The organism is Streptomyces sp. NPDC059785 (assembly GCF_042732375.1).
Lineage (GTDB): Bacteria > Actinomycetota > Actinomycetes > Streptomycetales > Streptomycetaceae > Streptomyces.
Map to the genome: position 1 here is coordinate 63147 of NZ_JBHWHV010000027.1, position 18170 is coordinate 81316.

At 72.7% G+C, this 18170-nt stretch carries 15 protein-coding genes and 1 pseudogene; 7 read left to right on the plus strand and 9 right to left on the minus strand.

The features are described from left to right. Both ACFV6E_RS21330 and ACFV6E_RS21335 read right to left on the minus strand, forming a co-directional pair. Positions 1 to 594, minus strand: coding sequence for a YdeI family protein (locus tag ACFV6E_RS21330; RefSeq protein WP_385463587.1), 594 nt, complete (start codon positions 592 to 594; stop codon positions 1 to 3). After that, entirely contained in the window at positions 573 to 1376 is an 804-nt protein-coding gene (locus tag ACFV6E_RS21335; RefSeq protein WP_385164399.1) for an N-acyl homoserine lactonase family protein, read from the minus strand. Before ACFV6E_RS21335 ends, ACFV6E_RS21330 begins: the two co-directional genes overlap by 22 nt. A gap of 382 nt (positions 1377 to 1758) precedes the next feature. Between ACFV6E_RS21335 and ACFV6E_RS21340 the strand changes: the two are divergent. After that, positions 1759 to 1914: pseudogene (locus ACFV6E_RS21340) on the plus strand (DNA-binding response regulator); the annotation flags it as partial. A gap of 470 nt (positions 1915 to 2384) precedes the next feature. After that, positions 2385 to 2918, plus strand: coding sequence for a DUF2231 domain-containing protein (locus ACFV6E_RS21345; protein ID WP_385463590.1), 534 nt, complete (start codon positions 2385 to 2387; stop codon positions 2916 to 2918). 331 nt (positions 2919 to 3249) lie between these two features. On the opposite strand, the gene ACFV6E_RS21350 is transcribed toward ACFV6E_RS21345, so the two are convergent. Continuing rightward, the gene (locus ACFV6E_RS21350) at positions 3250 to 4185 is read right to left on the minus strand and encodes a universal stress protein (RefSeq protein ID WP_385463593.1); all 936 of its coding nucleotides are present in this window, start codon (positions 4183 to 4185) and stop codon (positions 3250 to 3252) included. Positions 4186 to 4417: 232 nt separating this feature from the next. Here ACFV6E_RS21350 and ppdK point away from each other — a divergent pair, with 232 nt between their 5' ends. From ppdK to ACFV6E_RS21365, 3 genes are all read left to right on the plus strand, one after another. Further along, on the plus strand, positions 4418 to 7156 hold the full coding sequence (gene ppdK / locus ACFV6E_RS21355) for a pyruvate, phosphate dikinase (protein ID WP_385463596.1): 2739 nt from the start codon (positions 4418 to 4420) through the stop codon (positions 7154 to 7156). A gap of 99 nt (positions 7157 to 7255) precedes the next feature. Further along, positions 7256 to 8305, plus strand: a complete 1050-nt coding sequence (locus ACFV6E_RS21360) for a hypothetical protein (RefSeq protein ID WP_385463599.1) — start codon at positions 7256 to 7258, stop codon at positions 8303 to 8305. Positions 8306 to 8520: 215 nt separating this feature from the next. Continuing rightward, positions 8521 to 9219 (plus strand): universal stress protein, encoded by a 699-nt coding sequence (locus ACFV6E_RS21365; protein WP_385463601.1) that lies wholly within the window; start codon positions 8521 to 8523, stop codon positions 9217 to 9219. A gap of 61 nt (positions 9220 to 9280) precedes the next feature. Here the strand turns inward: ACFV6E_RS21365 and ACFV6E_RS21370 are convergent, their stop codons facing one another. Further along, entirely contained in the window at positions 9281 to 11662 is a 2382-nt protein-coding gene (locus ACFV6E_RS21370) for a phosphoketolase (protein WP_385463604.1), read from the minus strand. A gap of 53 nt (positions 11663 to 11715) precedes the next feature. Here ACFV6E_RS21370 and ppk2 point away from each other — a divergent pair, with 53 nt between their 5' ends. Next, positions 11716 to 12519 carry a polyphosphate kinase 2 gene (ppk2, locus tag ACFV6E_RS21375; RefSeq protein WP_385164379.1) on the plus strand — a complete coding sequence of 268 codons (804 nt, stop codon included), beginning with the start codon at positions 11716 to 11718 and terminating at the stop codon, positions 12517 to 12519. Positions 12520 to 12563: 44 nt separating this feature from the next. Here the strand turns inward: ppk2 and ACFV6E_RS21380 are convergent, their stop codons facing one another. From ACFV6E_RS21380 to ACFV6E_RS21395, 4 genes are all read right to left on the minus strand, one after another. Beyond that, entirely contained in the window at positions 12564 to 13436 is an 873-nt protein-coding gene (locus ACFV6E_RS21380; RefSeq protein ID WP_385164377.1) for a universal stress protein, read from the minus strand. A gap of 5 nt (positions 13437 to 13441) precedes the next feature. Then, positions 13442 to 14464 carry a zinc-dependent alcohol dehydrogenase gene (locus ACFV6E_RS21385; protein ID WP_385463607.1) on the minus strand — a complete coding sequence of 341 codons (1023 nt, stop codon included), beginning with the start codon at positions 14462 to 14464 and terminating at the stop codon, positions 13442 to 13444. Between the two features lie 21 nt (positions 14465 to 14485). Further along, positions 14486 to 15391 carry a universal stress protein gene (locus ACFV6E_RS21390; RefSeq protein WP_385463610.1) on the minus strand — a complete coding sequence of 302 codons (906 nt, stop codon included), beginning with the start codon at positions 15389 to 15391 and terminating at the stop codon, positions 14486 to 14488. A gap of 154 nt (positions 15392 to 15545) precedes the next feature. Beyond that, on the minus strand, positions 15546 to 16175 hold the full coding sequence (locus ACFV6E_RS21395; RefSeq protein ID WP_385463613.1) for a hypothetical protein: 630 nt from the start codon (positions 16173 to 16175) through the stop codon (positions 15546 to 15548). 266 nt (positions 16176 to 16441) lie between these two features. Between ACFV6E_RS21395 and ACFV6E_RS21400 the strand changes: the two genes are divergently transcribed. Beyond that, a complete protein-coding gene (locus tag ACFV6E_RS21400; RefSeq protein ID WP_385463616.1) occupies positions 16442 to 17143 on the plus strand; it encodes a response regulator in 702 nt (233 codons plus the stop codon). Positions 17144 to 17257: 114 nt separating this feature from the next. Here the strand turns inward: ACFV6E_RS21400 and ACFV6E_RS21405 are convergent, their stop codons facing one another. Continuing rightward, the gene (locus ACFV6E_RS21405) at positions 17258 to 18154 is read right to left on the minus strand and encodes a universal stress protein (RefSeq protein WP_385463619.1); all 897 of its coding nucleotides are present in this window, start codon (positions 18152 to 18154) and stop codon (positions 17258 to 17260) included. Between the last annotated feature and the right edge of the window lie 16 nt (positions 18155 to 18170).

The window sequence follows — 18170 nt, forward strand, 5'->3', positions numbered from 1 at the left end:
TCAAGGGTGGAGTTTCTCGCCCTTCGCCAGCATCGCTACGTACTTCTCGATCCGGCGCGCCCGGGTCTCGGCCTTCTTGGCGTCCTGGATGCGGTGCAGAATCGCGTAGCGGTTCCGCCGGTCCAGCGTCTCGAAGAACCGCGCCGCGGCCGGGTCGGCGGTCAGGGCCGCGGTGAGGTCGTCCGGCACCGTGGCGGTCTTCGCACCGTCGTAGGCCGCCTCCCAGCGGCCGTCCGCCCTGGCGCGGTCGATCTCGGCCTGCCCCGCCGGTTGCATCCGGCCCTGCTCGATCAGGGCTGCCACCTTGTCCCGGTTGGCCTTTGACCACTTGCTGCGCGGTGTGCGCGGGGTGAACCGCTGGAGCCACCACCGGTCGTCGAGCTTCGCCTTCCGGCCGTCGATCCAGCCGTAGCAGAGTGCTACGTCGAGCGCCTGCGCGTAGTCCAGCGCGACCGTGCCGGGGCTCTTCTTGCGCAGCTTGAGCCAGATGCCGGGCGAGACGGCGTGGTTCTCGCCGAGCCATGCCCGGAACGCCTCGGCGGATTCGAACGCGACGGTCTCCAAGTCCTGAGTCACCCCGGCAGCCAACCACACCCGGGTGTCGGGCCCCGGCTCGGCACCCGTGCCGCGACCGTCGTTCCTCCGCTCCAAGAACTGCTTCGCGACGGTTCCCAGACCGCGCAGTCGTGAGCGAAGAGAACGCGTCGTGGGTCGAAGTCGGCGATGCGCTCCAGCCAGTGCCGGTAGGTGGGCAGCGGCTGCTCCACGCCGTGAAGTGCCGCTTGGCGGGCCAGTTGGCCGGATGAGAAATCCGAGGCGAAGTCGTGTGCCTGGCCTGCGAGTACCACGGTGCCGTCGGCCTGGCGGAGGACCAGTGACTGGTGCCCTTGTGTGTGCCCCGGTGTAGGAATGATCCAGACACCGGGCCGGACCTCGGCCTCGCCGTCGAGTTCCTCGTAGGACACGGCGGGGAAGTCGATCAGTTCGTCGAAGGTGTAGTCGCCGCCGCGCGCGGTGGCCAGCTCGACGTCCTGGACCAGGATGGGTCTGCCGCCCAGGAGGGGGTTCCCGCCGCAGTGGTCGAAGTGGAGGTGGCAATTGGCGACGAGGGTGATGTCGTCGAGGGCGACTCCGGCCGCGGACAGGGCATCCCGCAGGTCCCGGCGTCGGGGACGGTAATGGGCTTCGGTCTCGGGGTCGGCCTTGCCGATGCCGGTGTCGAAGAGGATCAGGCCGTCGTCGTGGCGCACCAAGTAGGCGAGCACGGGTTCGACGCGTGGCTGCGGGCCGCCGGTCTCCGACGCGGGCCGTACGAAGTAGCCCAGGTCGAGCCGCCGCACCGCCATGTTCTTTCCCACCGCCATGTTCTTCGCCATGCGGCCAGCCTGACAGGTTCTGGCGTTCCGCCCGGCCGGTCTGCGGAGAGCAGAACGGCCGCCGATGTCATCCGTCAGTCGGCGGTGCGGCGGTCGCGCGCTCGGCCGGCCGCGAGCACCTGCCGGCGTGTCGGGAACGGCGCGTCCCGCTTCGCCGTGTGAGTCACCGTGGGCACGCACCTTCGTCTGCCCTGGCGATCGGTAAGGAGAGGGGTGTCGCGAGGTGAGCCGGCGGAGATCGCCCCGACCACACCCGTTTCTTGCCGTGGTCTTAAGAAGATGAGTCATGGTGGCGGTTCGTCTGATTACTCATCTTTGCACTGCCCCGGCCGTGCCGTCGTCCTTCCCGACTCCGGCAGGAAAGACGCTCCGACGGAGGACCATGCGCCACAAGATCCTGGTCGTCGAGGACGATCCCGCCCTGCGTGACGTGCTGCGCCGCGGTCTGCTGGACGAGGAGTTCGAGGCGGTGCTCGCCGCCGACGGCGCCACCGCCCTACGGCTGGCCGCTGACGGCATCGCGGCCGCCGTCCTGGACAACCGCCGGCATCCCGCGCATCGGCCTGGCCGGCGCTCGCGCGGAGGGCTTCCTCACCGCTCCGCGTCTGCCCGCGCTCCTCCCGCGCCGCGACTGCCCCGGCGGGGCGCACCCGTCCCCCGTCCCCTGCGAAGGCGGCAGCCGCACGACGGACCCGGAGGTGAGAGACGGGTGAGACCTGCTGCTCCTTCCGGCATCGCCCAGGTCCACCGTCGGATACTCGCGGCATCCGGGGGGCCTTTCGACGTCGCCCACGCCACGGACGGCCACTCCACGCACAGCCTCAGTCGGCCCGCTACCGAACCGGCTTCACCGGCGCTCCGCACGTCGCACGGGCGCGAGCGTCGCTTGCGTCAACGCTTCGTCATGTCCGTCCATCCTTTTGCCCTCTGTCCGCATCCGGCCGGACATGAGGTGGTCTGATGTGCGCCATCCGCAGCGAAGGCTGCGGTACGAAAGAAGGGATCGTCATGGGACCTGTCGAGATCAACGGGCTGCCCGCGCACGCGCTGCTGGTGCACGCGGTGGTGATCCTGCTGCCGCTGGCCTGCCTGCTCCTGGTCGCTGGGGCCGCGTGGCCGTCCTGGCTGAGCAGGATGGGACTCGCACTGCCCGTGCTGGCGGTCGTGAGCGCCCTGCTCGTCCCGGTGACCACCCATGCCGGTGAGTGGCTCGAAGAGCGTGTCCCGCCGGATCCGCTGGTCGAGCGGCATGCCACGCTCGGTGATGGTCTGCTGCCGTGGGCGGTGGCCGTGGCGGTCGTGGCCGTTCTGCTGTGGGTGGCGTCCTGGCGCAGGCTCCTGCCGGCGGGCGCGGACGCCGAAGGCGCGCGGGGCGCGACATCCGGCGGGGCGCCCGTAGCCGTGCCGTACGTACTGATCCGCGTCGTGGCCGTGGTCGTCGCGCTCGTGGTGGCCGTCGGGTGCTGCGTGCAGATCTACCGGATCGGTGATTCCGGCGCGAGGGCCGTCTGGCACGACGCCTTCTCGACCGCACCTCGCTGACGTGGGGAGGCCGCGCCCTCGGGCACGGCCAGGCCCCGGACGTCCGGCCGCGGACACAGTCCCTTTTTCTCAGGCGAGCCGCCGCCAGGCGTCGGCGGTCCGGGGAACGGCTGTCAGCGTCGCGGTCGTCACAGGTCCTTTCGTCGGGTGCTTCGCCCACTGTCGATGCTGGTCCCCGGGGGTGCTCGCGGGCAGTGCCGGACAGGGCACGCGGCGGGTCCCGTCCGGCCCCCGTCGGCCGGACCATTCGGTCCCGGCCGCGGGGATGCGGCGAACGGATGGCAGGCCGGCTGCCTCCTGGAGAGGCGGGCCGCGCTCCGCGCGGGGCCGCTCAGTCGTGCGGGACCACGGCGACGGGGCAGCCGGCGTGGTGCATGACCGCGTGTGCGACGGGCCCCGTGTGCGCGCCGATCCGCCGTCCGTCCGTGCGGCGGCCGACCACGAGAAGCCCCGCGTCCTTCACCGCGTGCACCAGTACGACGGCGGCTCGTCCTTCCGTGACCGTCTCGGTCACCGGCACGGCCGGGTACTTCTCCCGCCAGGTGCGCAGTACGGCGCTGACGGTGCGTTCGGCCTCCGCCCGCTCCAGCGCCGGCGGCGCCGGTGCCGCGGGCACCGGCGCGGGCGGGATGGTCAGCGACGGGTCGGACACGGCCCCGCAGGGCGTCCGGAAGGCGTGCACCACCCGCAGTCCGGTGCCGCGCCGCCGGGCGGCCTCGAAGGCGAACTCGATCAGTTCGTCGCACGGGTGACTGACGTCCAGTCCCAGGACGACCTCACGGCAGGGCGTACCCGCGATCTCCTCCGGAGCGACGCCGTCCGCGGCCGGCAGGTGCTCGTCGGCGGCGCTCCGCCCGGCCCGCACCAGCACCACCGGGCGCGCGGCCCGGGTCACGACGCGCTGGGACACGGACCCCGTCACGAAGCCGCCCACCGCCCCCAGGCCGACGGAGCCCAGGACCAGCAGGTCGGCGTCGGCGGCGGTGGCGACCAGTGCGGCCACCGTCGCGCCGCACACCAGGCGCTCGGTGATCCGCAGCCCGGGATGGGCGCCGCGGACGCTGCGCACGGCCTCCTGGAGGAGCTGTCCGGCCCACTCGTGCTCGGTGCGGTCCAGGGGAACGTACGGCGCGGGGCGGGCGTGGCGGTGCCAGGCGTGCACGATTCTCAGCCCGGATCCCCGCCGTTCGGCCTCCCGCGCCGCCCAGTGCGCGGCCGCGAGACTCGCGGGTGAGCCGTCGATCCCCACGGCGATGTCACGGAACATGGCGGGTCCTCTTTCGGGCCGGTCGGTCGCTGGACGCCTTCGAGCCTGCTCCGCACGGATGCGGCGGCCCATGGGCCGTGCAGCCCTGACGCGGGTCCCTTCGGGCCGCACGGCAGCGGGGGCCCGCCGGGGCCGACCGGCCCACCGGACGGGACCGCCGGGACCTCCCGCCGGGCGGGCGCGGGTCCCGAACCTGGGGGTACCAAGCCCCATAGTCGAGGAGTACGACGTCATGGCTCGTTACGTGTACGACTTCCACGAGGGCGGCCGTGACATGGCCGGCCTCCTCGGCGGCAAGGGATCGAACCTGGCCGAGATGACCCGGCTCGGACTGCCCGTGCCCCCGGGATTCACCATCACCACCGAGGCGTGCCGTGCCTTCCTGGACACCGGCGGCGAACCCGCGGGCATGGCGCGGGAGGTCTCCGCGCACCTGGCGGACGTCGAGAGCGCCGCGGGCAGGCGACTGGGACAGCCCGGTGATCCGCTGCTGCTGTCCGTGCGCTCCGGTGCCAGGTTCTCCATGCCCGGCATGATGGAGACGATCCTCGACATCGGTCTGAACGACGAGTCCGTCCTCGGCCTGGCCAAGGTGTCCGGCAGCGAACGCTTCGCCTGGGACTCCTACCGCCGACTCGTCCAGATGTTCGGCAGTACGGTCATGGGCGTCGGCAGCTCGCACTTCGAGCGGGCCCTGGCTCTGCTCAAAGAGGCGTGCGGCGCCCCCGACGACGTGCACCTGGGCGCCGACGACCTGGCCCGGCTGGTGGAGACGTACAAGGACATCATCCGCACGGAGACGGGCGAGTCCTTCCCGCAGTCGCCGGCCGAGCAGTTGCGCCGTGCAGTCCTGGCGGTATTCGAGTCCTGGAACGGTGAGCGCGCCCGCCTGTACCGGAGGCGCGAGCACATCGCCGACGACCTCGGCACCGCCGTCAACGTGCAGCGCATGGTGTTCGGCAATCTCGGGTCCGACTCCGGCAGCGGGGTCGCCTTCACCCGCGACCCGGCCACCGGCCGGCCCGGTCCGTACGGCGACTACCTGCCCGACGCCCAGGGCGAGGACGTCGTCGCCGGAATCCGCAACACCGTGCCGCTGGCCGAGCTGGAACGCCTCGACCCCCGTGCGTACCGTGAGTTGCGCGCGCACATGGCGACCCTGGAGCAGCACTACCGCGACCTGTGCGACATCGAGTTCACCATCGAACGCGGCCGGCTGTGGATGCTCCAGACCCGCGTCGGCAAGCGAACGGCCGAGGCCGCCTTCGCCATCGCCGCCGAACTCGCCGACGAGGGGCTCATCACGCCCGACGAGGGCCTCGCCCGGGTGAGCGGTGAGGGGCTGGCCCGGCTGATGTTCCCGCGCTTCGACACCTCCGCGACCGACGTCGCGCTCGCCCACGGTCTCCCGGCCTCGCCCGGTGCGGCGGTCGGCGCGGCGGTCTTCGACTCCGCCGAGGCCGTACGGCGTACCGCGGCCGGCGAGAAGGTCGTCCTCGTCCGGCAGGAGACCACGCCCGACGACCTGCCCGGCATGATCGCCGCCCAGGCGGTGCTCACCAGCCGCGGCGGCAAGACCAGTCACGCGGCCGTCGTCGCCCGGGGCATGGGCAAGGTCTGCGTGTGCGGTGCCGAGGACCTGTCCGTGGACCTTGAGGCGCGGCGCCTCATCGCACCCCACGGCACCGTGGTCGAGGAGGGGACGGTCCTGTCCGTGGACGGCTCCGCCGGAGCGGTGTACCCGGGCTCCGTACCGCTGGTGGCCTCGGCGGTGATGCGCTTCCTCGAAGCGGGCGCGACCGGCGACGCGGCAGGTGGACCGGCGGCCGCAACGGAGACGGCCGGCAAGGAGACACCCGGCGTGGTCGACGCGGTGGCCCGCGCCCTGAACCGGGCCGACGCCGTTCGCCGCCTGGAGGTACGGGCCAACGCCGACACCCCCGAGGACGCCGTGCGGGCCCGCCGGTTCGGCGCGCAGGGCGTCGGTCTGTGCCGCACGGAGCACATGTTCCTCGGCGAGCGGCGCAAGCTGGTCGAGCAGATGGTCCTGGCCGGCACCGACGCCCAGCGCGACCGGGCGCTGGCCGCGCTCCTGCCGCTCCAGCGGGAGGACTTCACCGGCATCCTGGAGGCGATGGACGGCCTGCCGGTGACCATCCGTCTCCTGGATCCGCCGCTGCACGAGTTCCTGCCCGACCACACCGAACTGGCGGTGCGGATCGCCACCACCCAGGCCCGAGGCGGTCTCCCCGCGGCGCACGACGTCGAGCTGCTGACCGCGGTGACCCGCATGCACGAGGAGAACCCGATGCTGGGCCTGCGCGGTGTGCGCCTGGGGCTGGTGGTTCCCGGTCTGGTCGCCATGCAGGTCAGGGCGATCGGGGAGGCCGTCGCCCGGCGTCTGTCGGCCGGCGGCGACCCGAAGGCGGAGATCATGGTTCCGCTCGTCGGTGACGTCCGCGAACTGCGGATCGTGCGCGAGGAGGTGCGCCGAGTGCTGGCCGAGGTCTCGCAGGCGTCGGGGGTACGCGTCGACTGCCCCGTCGGCACGATGATCGAGCTGCCCAGGGCGGCGCTGACGGCGGGCCGGATCGCCGAGGAGGCCGAGTTCTTCTCCTTCGGCACCAACGACCTGACCCAGACCACCTGGGGCTTCTCCCGCGACGACGTCGAGGCAGAGTTCTTCTCCGCCTACCTCGACAAGGGCGTCTTCCCCGTCTCCCCGTTCGAGACGCTCGACCGCGACGGGGTCGGACGGCTGGTGGACATCGCCGTCGCCGAGGGCCGCGCCACCCGGCCCGGCCTCAAGATCGGCGTGTGCGGCGAGCACGGCGGCGACCCCGACTCCGTGCACTTCTTCCACACCGCGGGACTGGACTACGTCTCCTGCTCGCCGTTCCGCGTTCCGGTGGCGCGGCTCGAGGCCGGCCGGGCGACGCTGGAGGGGACCGACGCGAGCGACAGCCGGTGAGCGGGCCGAGCGTCAGGGGCGGGCGGGAGCCGGCGTCCGCCGCGGCGACCCCCGCCCGCGCCTCTCCCCCGAGCCGTACGTGCCTGCTCTAATCACCGGATGCTGGCCAATCTCCTGCCCGGCTTGAGGGAGTTGCGGACTCCCCTCGTCACCGGATACCTGTGGCTCGCCTGCTTCTGGGTGCTGACGGGCGCCCCCGCCTCCCTCCCGGACTCGGCGGCGGGTCGTGAAGTGATCGCGTTCCTCGCCGTGCTCGGGTCGTGGTCGTCGGCGGCCGCGGTCACCTTGGCGGCCTACCTCGTCGGGGTGCTGTCGGTGGCCGGCACGAGTCATGCCGTCGATCTCATCGCCCGGCGGCGGGACCGGCGCATGCGCGGCTGGCTCGGCGAGCGCCGCACGGACCACTTCGGGCTGCTCGCCAGACTGGCCACCTCGCGATGCGACATCGTTGACGGCGAAGCCACGACCATCGACCGCTCCGACGACCGCATACTTCTCGACATCCGGCGCGCCGACGGCAGCGCGTTCCGGAGAACGATCTCGCGAACCGGGGAGCCGGAAGCCGCGTCGCACCTCGAGGCAATGGTCGACGGGTTCGACCAGTGGCTGTTGCGTCAGCCCGACGACATCGGGCTTTCCGTCGTACTGAGAAGTTCGGCCTACTCGGACCTCGTGGCGAGGTTCCGGCACGTCGCTTCAGTGCTCGGCGCGGGAAGCGACGCCGAGCAGATCCGGCGTGACGCCGACCAGTTGGCACGGTTCGCCACGGCCTACGAGATCTCGCGCCGCCTCCGGGAGGATCTCCCGTTCGTCCTCACGCGGCTCATCGGGACCGAACCGGATCTGCACAGTACCGTCGACCGGCACAACGCGGAGGGCGAGTTCCGCACCGCCGTCAGCCTGCCGCTCACCGTACTCCTCTGTGCCGTCGCGGCCATGTCCCAGCCGCTCGTGCTGCTCCTCCTGCTGATACCCGGCAGCCTGTTCCGGCTCGGCCTCGGAAAGCGCCTGGACGCCCTGCTGATACTGGCCCAGGCACTGTACGCGGGACGAGCCTGGTCCCCGGTACTGGGCACCCCGCCCTCCTCGGCCGTGCGGGCTCAGGACAGCGCGCGGGAAGCCGATCCCCGGGCCGGTGACGAGACCTGAGCGAGCTGTGCGGCCGGGTGCGGTGGCCGGGTCCGGGAGCGGACCGTCGGCATGCCTGCGGCGACGGGCGCCGATGACGACGGCGGCGCCCCGGGCCTTCCGGCTCTTGGGCCGTTCGGCCCCTGCGCCGGCGGGCGGGCGCGCGACAGACTGAGCCGCGCGGAGGCGTCTCCTCCTACCCTCACGTCTCCTCTGTGCCGGAAAGGCGGACCCCGGTGGAACAAGTGATCCTTGTCTGCGCGGACCCTTCGGCGCGTGGCCGTTCGGCCGCGGACTGGGCCGAGCGGGAGGCTCGGCTGCGGGACCTGCCGCTGCGCGTGCTGCCGGACCCGCCACGGGACACGTCAGCGGCCGGGACGATCGTGTGCGCCGTGCCTCGCGAGGCCGCCGCGGCCGGTCGTCCCGCCGGTCGGGCCCTTCCGGCCGCTGTCCGGACCTGCGACCGTCCCGTGGTCCTCGTCCCGGACGACGTCCCGGCGCCCGCGCGCCGTGCCGGCAACGTCGTCCTCGCCGTGGATGCCCGCCGTCCGTCGGACGGCGCGATCGACTTCGCCTTCGACACCGCCCGGGTGCACGGAGCGCCGCTGCGCGCCGTGCACGCCTGGTCGCTGCCCGCCGCTGCCGCCGAGTGGCCCTTCGGGGTACCGGAGGAGGAGCGTGCGGCCTGGGAGGACCACGAGGTGCAGCTTCTGGCCGACGCGCTGCGTCCCTGGCGGGAGAAGTACCCGGACGTGCCGGTTCTCGAGGACGTCGTGCTGTTCACTCCCGCCGAGGCCCTGCTGCACCATGCCGGGCGCGCCTCGCTCATCGTGGTGGGTCGCGGGCCGGACCCGGGACGGGACGAGGTCGTACGGGACCTCCTGGCCGAGGCTGCCTGTCCCGTCGCCGTGGTGCCCGCGCGGCTGAGGAAGTGACCGCCGGGGTGGCGTCGGCCCGGCGGTCATGGCGGCGCGTTCCTTCCCGGGTGGACGGCCGTCAGCCGTCCCAGGTCCAGCCAGCGACCTCCGGCAGGTCCGTGCCGTGGGCGCGGATCCACGCGTGGTGGCGGGTGCGGGCGTCGGCCATGTGCTGGCGCAGTACGGCGGCGCGTACGGCGAGGCCGGGGACGCGGTCGATGACGTCCATGACCAGCCGGTAGCGGTCCAGGTCGTTGCGGACGACCATGTCGAACGGCGTGGTCGTGGTGCCGGACTCCTTGTAGCCGCGCACGTGCAGGTTGCGGTGGCCGGCCCGGCGGTAGGCCAGGCGGTGGATCAGCCAGGGGTAGCCGTGGTAGGCGAAGATCACCGGTTTGCCGGTGGTGAACAGGCCGTCGTACTCGAAGTCGGTCATGCCGTGCGGATGTTCCTCGCGGGGCAGCAGCCGGGCCATGTCGACCACGTTGACGACGCGCACGGCGAGCGTGGGCAGGTGGCGGCGGAGCAACTGGGCGGCGGCCAGCACCTCCTGGGTGGGTACGTCGCCGGCGCAGGCGAGGACGACGTCCGGCTCGCCGCCGTTCTCGGTGCCCGCCCACTCCCAGATCCCGGCGCCGCGTGCGCAGTGGGCGCGGGCGGCGTCCATGGACAGCCAGTCGAAGCAGGGCTGCTTCCCGGCCACGATCACGTTGACGTAGTCGCGGCTGCGCAGGGCGTGGTCGGCGGCGGACAGCAGGGTGTTGGCGTCCGGCGGCAGATAGACGCGGACGACCTCGGGGCTCTTGTTGAGGACGTGGTCGACGAAGCCGGGGTCCTGGTGGGAGAAGCCGTTGTGGTCCTGGCGCCAGACGTGCGAGGTCAGCAGGTAGTTGAGGGAGGCGACCGGCGCCCGCCACGACAGCTCCCGCGACGTCTTCAGCCACTTGATGTGCTGGTTGACCATCGAGTCCACGATGTGCACGAACGCCTCGTAGCAGGAGAACAGCCCGTGCCGGCCGGTCAGCAGATAGCCCTCCAGCCAGCCCTGGCAGGTGTGCTCCGACAGGATCTCCAGCACCCGGCCGTGCCGGTCGAGGTGTTCGTCGACCGGCAGGTGCTCGGCCTGCCAGGCCTTGCCGCTGATGTCGAAGACGGCCTGGAGGCGGTTGGAGGCGGTCTCGTCGGGACCGACGAGGCGGAAGTCGCGGCGCTCGCCGGTGTCCTTCATCAGCCGGGCCAGGAGGTCACCGAGGACTCGGGTGGGCTCGTGCAGGGTGACGCCCGGCTTGTCCACGGGGACGGCGAAGTCGTCGAGCGGAGCGAGCGGCAGATCGCGGACGAGCAGGCCGCCGTTGGCGTGCGGCGTGGCGCCGAGCCGCTTGTCCCCCTCCGGGACGCAGGCGAGGACATCGGCGACGGGCCGGCCGTCGGGGGTGAACAGCTCCTCGGGCCGGTACGAGCGCAGCCACGCCGCCAACTGGCGCAGATGCCCGGGGTTCTCCCGCACGGCGGGCAGCGGGACCTGATGGGCGCGCCAGGTGCCCTCCACCGGCAGGTCGTCGACCTCCGCGGGGCCGGTCCAGCCCTTCGGGGTGCGCAGCACGATCACCGGCCAGTGGACGCGTTCGCTGACGTCCTCCTCCCGGGCGGTCCTCTGCATCAGGGCGATCCGGTCCAGGGCGTCGTCGAGGGCGTGCGCCATGGCCCGGTGCACCTGGAGCGGGTCGTCGCCGGTCACATGGATCGGCTCGTGCCCGTATCCGCGCAGCAGCTCGTCGAGTTCGGCCTCGGGCAGGCGGGACAGCACGGTCGGGTTGGCGATCTTGTAGCCGTTCAGGTGCAGGATGGGCAGGACCGCGCCGTCGTGCACGGGGTCGAGGAACTTGTTCGAGTGCCAGGAGGCGGCCAGCGGCCCGGTCTCCGCCTCGCCGTCGCCGATCACGCAGGCGACCAGCAAGCCGGGATTGTCGAAGGCCGCCCCGTAGGCGTGGGAGAGCGCGTAGCCGAGCTCGCCGCCCTCGTGGATCGAGCCCGGCGTCTCTGGGGCCACGTGGCTGGGCACGCCGCCCGGGAAGGAGAACTGCCGGAAGAGCCGCGCCATGCCCGCCGCGTCGCGGGTGACGTCCGGGTACGTCTCGCTGTAGCTGCCCTCCAGCCAGGAGTTGGCGAGCACGGCCGGGCCGCCGTGTCCGGGGCCCCACACGCACAGGGCGTCCAGACCGCGCGCCTTGATCACCCGGTTGAGGTGGGTGTGCACGAGGTTGAGGCCGGGCGAGGTGCCCCAGTGACCGAGCAGGCGCGGCTTGATGTGTTCGGGGCGCAGGGGCTCGCGCAGCAGCGGGTTCGCCAGCAGGTAGATCTGGCCGGCCGCCAGGTAGTTGGCTGCCCGCCAGTGGGCGTCCAGGGTGCGCAGTTCGTCGTCGGAAAGTACGGTGTCGTCCTGGTGCTCGGCCTCGGGCATGGGCGGGACTCCGGAAGTCGTGGGCGTGGATGTCGTGGGGCGGTGGGGACGGCATGGCCGGGAAGCAGGCGGCGACCCTGCCGCGCAAGACGTACGAGAGGGAACTGCTGCGTCTGCAGACGGAGTTGGTGCGGTTGCAGGAGTGGGTGCGGGCGGCGGGCGCCCGCCTGGTCGTCGTCTTCGAGGGGCGTGACGCGGCGGGCAAGGGCGGCACGATCAAGCGGGTCGCCGAGCATCTCAACCCCAGGGTGGCGCGGATCGCGGCGCTGCCGAAGCCGACCGAGCGCGAGCGCACCCAGTGGTACTTCCAGCGGTACGTCGAGCACCTGCCGGCCGCCGGGGAGATCGTGCTCTTCGACCGGTCCTGGTACAACCGGGCCGGCGTCGAGCACGTGATGGGCTACTGCACGCAGGCGGAGTACCGGCTCTTCCTGCGCCAGTGCCCGGCGTTCGAGCGGATGCTGGTGGAGGACGGGATCCTGCTGCGCAAGTACTGGTTCTCGGTGAGCGACATCGAGCAGCAGGAGCGGTTCAGGCGCCGCCTGGCCGATCCGGTACGGCGCTGGAAGCTGTCGCCGATGGACCTGGAGTCGATCTCCCGCTGGGAGGCCTACTCCCGCGCCAAGGACGAGATGCTGGTCCACACGGACATCCTCGAGGCACCGTGGTACGTCGTCGAGAGCGACGACAAGCGCCGGGCGCGGCTGAACATGATCGCCCATCTGCTCGCCTCCGTCCCGTACCACGAAGTACCGCCCCCGGTCCTCGAACTGCCCGAGCGGCCCGCCCCGACCGGTTACGCGCGCCCGCCGCGCGATCTGCAGAACTATGTCCCCGACCACTCGGCGGACCTCTGAGGGGCCGGTCACCTGGCGGACCTCTGAGGGCCCGGCCACCGCGCTCACGCCCGCTCGGGTACGACCGCCACGGGGCAGGCCGCGTGGTGCAGCACGCCGTGGGTCACCCGGCCCAGCTGGAGCCCGAAGTGGCCCGGATTGCGCCGGGCCCCGACGACCAGCAGACCGGCGTCGTGCGCGGCGGCCAGCAGCACCCTGCGGGCAGGCCCCTCGACCGTGCGCCGGCGCAGTCGCAGATCCCCGGGCACTTCCCGCAGCGCCTCCTCCAGCACGCCCACGGCGCGTTCTTCGTGCAGCCGGGCGGGCTCCCCGGCGAGGAGCGGGTGGTCGGTCGTCTCGTGCGCGGGACACCGCCAGGCCCGGACGGCGTCCAGGGACGCGCCGCGCAGTTCCGCTTCCCGGACGGCGAAGCGCAGTGCCGCCGAGTCCGCGCCGCTCCCGCCGACGCCCAGCACGACGCGGCCACGGCCGCCGGCACGCACCTGGTTGTCATGGCTGCCGCGGACCACGATCACCGGGCAGTCCGCGCGGGCGGCGACGCTCAGGCTGACGGACCCCAGCAGCATCTCGACGATGCCGCCGCGGCCCCTTGTGCCCAGCACCAGCGCGGCGGCGTCGCGTCCCTCGCGCAGGAGTGCGTGGTCGGGTTCCTCGGGGAGCACGTCGGTGGACGTCTCGATGTCGGCACGGCGCCGCCGCACCCGCTCCGCAGCGGCCCGGACGACGCCCTCGGCCGTGATCTGCTCGGACGGTTCGCCGGGATCCGGCGCGACCGTGGCGCCTTCGTACCGCTCCCAGAGGGAGGCGTACACCAGCCGCAGGGGTGCTCCGCGCAGGGCGGCCTCGTCGCAGGCCCAGTCGGCGGCCCGCAGGCTGGGCTCGGAGCCGTCGACGCCGACGACCAGGGGACGCTCCATCGTCCTCACCGTCCCGCGCCGAGATCGAAGACGATCCGGGCCCTGACCTCGCCGCGCAGCACCTCGTCGATGGACTCGTTGACGCGGGCGAGGGGACGGGTCTCGTAGACCACGCTGGTGCGTCCGGCGGCGTGCAGCCGGAAGACCTCGGCGAGGTCCTGCCGGGTACCGACGACCGACCCGAGCACGGACGTACCGTTCAGGACGGTGTCGAAGACGGGCACCCGGACCGTGCCGTGGGGCGGCAGGGCCACCATGACCAGCTTCCCACCGCGCCGCAGACCGGAACGGAGTTCCTCGAAGGCCGCCTCGTCCACCGCGAGCGCGAGAGCGGCGTGCGCGCCGCCGTACCGCCTGAGCACTTCGCCGGCCTGGTGCTTGCGGGCGTCGATGACGAGGTCGGCGCCCAGCTCGGCGGCGAGGTCCAGCTTGTCGTCGGTGACGTCGATCGCGGCCACCGTGGCGCCGGCGATCTTCGCGTACTGCACGGCCAGGTGGCCGAGCCCGCCGACGCCCGAGATCGCCACGAGCTGGGTGGGCCGGATGCCGGCGACCTTCAGCGCCTTGTAGGTGGTGACGCCGGCGCAGGTCAGCGGGGCGGCTTCCAGGGCGGTGATGCCCTGGGGCACCGGCTGTGCGAAGCCGGCCCGGGCGAGCATCTTCTCCGCGTACCCGCCGTCGCAGCTGTAACCGGTGTTGATCTGCTGCTCGCACAGCGTCTCCCGGCCGGAAACGCAGTGCTCGCACCGTCCGCAGGCCCAGCCGAGCCACGGCACGGCGACCCGGCGGCCGACGGACAGGTGGGTGACGCCCGCACCGACCGCCTCCACCAGACCGACGGCCTCGTGCCCGGGAACGAACGGCGGATGCGGCCTGACGGGCCATTCGCCGCGCGCCGCGTGGATGTCGGTGTGGCACAGCCCGCAGGCCTCCACCCGGACGCGGACCTGACCGGGGCCCGGTTCCGGTTCGGGGCGGTCCTCGATGACCAGGGGCTCGCCGAAGGCCCGTACGACCGCTGCCTTCATGGTCCTGCCTCCTCGGGGAGTTCAGTCGTGGGGGACGACGGCCACGGGCACGGTGCAATGGTGCAGGACGGCGTGCGTGGTGTGGCCGATGTGGGTGCCGAGCGGGTTGCGGCGGATGCGGCGGCCGACGACCACCAGCGACGCCTCGTGGGAGGCGTCCACGACGTGGACGGCGGGGCTGCCGTAACGGCACTCCTCGACGACGTCCGTGTCCGGGTGCTTCCGCCGCCACGGACGCAGTGCCTCGGTCAGCGCGGCGCTCTCGGCGCGGCTCAGGGACGCGTGCAGTTCGAGGTCGGCGGAGAGGCCGTAGGCGTAGTAGGGCGGCGGGTTCCAGCTGCGCACGACCCGCAGGGCCGTGGCGCGGCGTACGGCGGCGTCGAAGGCGAACTCGATCAGCTTCTCGTCCGGGTGCCGGATGTCGAGCCCGAGCACCACGGGCCGGAACGCGGTAGCGGCGGACGGGATGCCTGCGGGGTCCTTCTCGTGCTCGTCCGCGGCCTGTTCCAGCGCACGGATCAGCACCACGGGACCTGGCGCGTGCGCGACCACGGACAGCCCGACGGAGCCGACCATGAACCCGCCGATCCCGCCGAGGCCGCGCGAGCCCAGGGCGAGCAGTTCAGCGCTCTTGGCCGCTTCTACCAGGATGTCGCTCGGGCGCCCCGCGGCCTGCTCGACGATCACCTCCACACTGGGGTGGCGCAGTCCGATGCCCTCGGCGGCTTCGCGGGGGATCCGCTGCGTCCAGTGCTGGTGGGTCTCCGCGCCCAGCAGCGGGGCCTGCGCCATGGGTTCCGGTACCGGCTCCCGGACGTGCACGAGTTTCAGTGCCAGACCGCGCAACTCCGCTTCGCGGGCTGCCCACTCGGCGGCGGCCCGGCTCTCCGGGGAGCCGTCGAGACCGACGGTGACGGTGCGGGGCATGTTCTCGACCTCCAGGGGCGGGGTTCCGGTTCCAGCGTCGTGCCGGTGGGGGGTGCCTGTGCAGGGGCCACTGGTCCCGTGTCGGGTCCGGCCGACCCTCCGCGCACGGCCCGGCGCGACGGACCCTCGCAGGGCCCGTCGCGTCTCTCGCGCGTCACCGCAGCCAGCGGCTGCGACGGACGAGCGGAAGCCCGGCCCAGATCCTGCCGAGCCCCAGGGTGTCGCCGGCCGCGGCAGCCGCCACGACGATCAGTGCGACGGCGTAGATGACGTGGTAGTCGACGAACGGGTTCGTCGACATGCTCGGCGAACCGTCCGGGAGGTGCTTGGCCGGAGGCCACTCGGCGATCCACATCAGCGCCATCATCAGGGTGCCCGCGACGGCGGCGAACCGCAGCGCCACGCCCGCGACGAGGGCGAGGCCGATGCCGAGCAGGCCGAGCATGAAGAGCCAGTCCGCCCACGGGTCACCGGCCCAGGAGTGGAAGGTGGACTCCATCGGCCCGACGGCCACGGAGCCGAGGAAGCCCTTGGTCGGCGATCCGCCGTCGATCCAGCCCTTGCCGGACGGTGTGGCGTAGCCGAAGCCGAAGGTCTTGTCGAGGAACGCCCAGAGGAAGACGAACCCGGTGAGCAGCCGCAGGGAGGCGAACGCGTACGCCCGTACGGTGTGCGTGCCGGTGCCCACCGCCACCTCGGGCCCGGCCGCGGCGGCGGTTCGGTTCCTGCGGAACGAGGGCAGGTGGAAGCCGGAACTGCGGTCGGGGTGCTCGTGCACGGCCATGGTCTTGGTTCCCTTCGGGACAGTGGTGTCGTTGCCTTACGGGCTTCACTCTCGACCCGTGCGCAGCGCGGTACCGGATGCCGAAGGTCTGCGGGCATGGGGCCCAACGGCCCCTGTTCCGCGAGCTGTTGGTCCCGGCGGGCCGCTTCTCCACCACCAACGGGCGGAGTGGGGCCGCTCGGCCCTGGCCCAAGCGGCCCGGACACGTGATGATCGGTGTCGGGACGACTCGCGGTCCGTCTTTCGCCGGGGAACGAGGGGGCACGATGCCAGAGTCACGCATGTACAGCGAGCAGCAGCCGATCCGCGTGTTCCTGCTGGACGACCACGAGGTCGTCCGCCGGGGCCTGGCCGATCTGCTCGACGCCGAACCGGACATCACGGTGATCGGCGACGCCGGCACCGTGGACCACGCGCTCGCCCGGGGCCCGGCGCTCCGTCCCGACGTCGCCGTCCTCGACGTGCGGCTGCCGGACGGCGACGGCATCTCGGTGTGCCGGGACTTGCGCAGTCGGATGCCGGAGCTCGCGTGCCTGATGCTCACCTCGTTCGACGACGAGGACGCCCTGCTCGACGCGATCATGGCCGGTGCCTCCGGCTACGTCCTCAAGCAGATCAAGGGCTCCGACCTCGTCACGGCGGTACGCACGGTGGCCTCGGGCCAGTCGATGCTGGACCCCGCGACCACGGCCCGGCTGATGAAGTCCCTGCGCGCGGATCCCGCCGAGGTCCCGGCCGTGCCGGACGAGCTGGCGGGCCTGTCCCCGCGCGAGCGGGACATCCTGGCCCTGATCGGCGACGGACTGACCAACCGTGAGATCGGCAAGAGGCTCTACCTGTCCGAGAAGACCGTCAAGAACCACATCTCACGCCTGCTGGCCAAGCTGGGCGTGCAGCGCCGGGTCCAGGCCGCCGTCCTCGCCTCGCACCTGGAGCAGCCGGAGGCGGACGGACACCGGGACAGGTGAAGCGACGGCCGGTTCGCTGCCGAGCCGGGCGGCTCCCGAAGGCGGCGCCCGCCGCCGTGCCGGTGAGCACGGAAACGGCGGGACGCCGTCCCGGCGGTGGCCGGGCACGCACCGTCACTCGTGCGGCACCAGGACGACCGGACGGCCGACGTGGTGGATCAGCGCGTGGGCGACCGGGCCGGTGTGCGGGCCGACCGGGCCGTGCCTCCGGCGCCGGCCGATGACCAGCAGGCCCGCTCCCTGCACGGCACGTACCAGCACATGCGTCGCACGACTCTCGTGCAGGGTCTCCGTGACGTACACGCCGGGGAACTTGCGCCGCCAGGGATCGACGGACGTCGCGAGCTCGTGCTCGGCCTCCAGCCTGAACCGTGCCCGTTCCCCGGGGTCCGCCAGGCCCTGGCTCAACGGTACGTGCCAGGCACGCACGACGCGCAGCGGTGCGTGCCGCAGCTCGGCGGCCCTGAAGGCGAACTCCAGGACGTCGTCGCACGCTCCCCCGGGGTCCACGGCCACCGCCACGTCACGGCAGGGCGTACCCGTCGACGGCTTGCCCGACGCGTCCGGCAGGTGTTCGTCCTCCTCCGTCTCCCCCGCCCGTACGAGAACGACCGGCCGCTCGACGTGCGCCGCGGTGGCCGAAGCGACCGATCCCGTGAGGAACCCCCCGACACCACTCAGTCCCTGACTGCCGATCACCAGCAGCTCGGCGTTCCCGGCCTCGGCGAGCAGCGCCGCGCCGGGTGGCCTGCGTACCTGTTCGGCGGCGAGGTAGAGCTGCGGATACCGTTCGCTGAGCTGATCGACCGCTTTGCGCAGTGTCCGGCGTGCGTAGTACTGCGGCGCCCGCCGCTCGGGCCGGTCCTCGTCGGCGTCGGGCGGCAGTCCTTCCCAGGCGTGGACGAGCCGCAGGGGCAGTTGCCGACGCAGCGCTTCCCTGGCCGCCCAGTGGACCGCGGCGAGGCTTTCCCGCGAACCGTCCAGACCGGCCACGACTGGCCTCGGAATCATGGCCGTCACCTCCTCG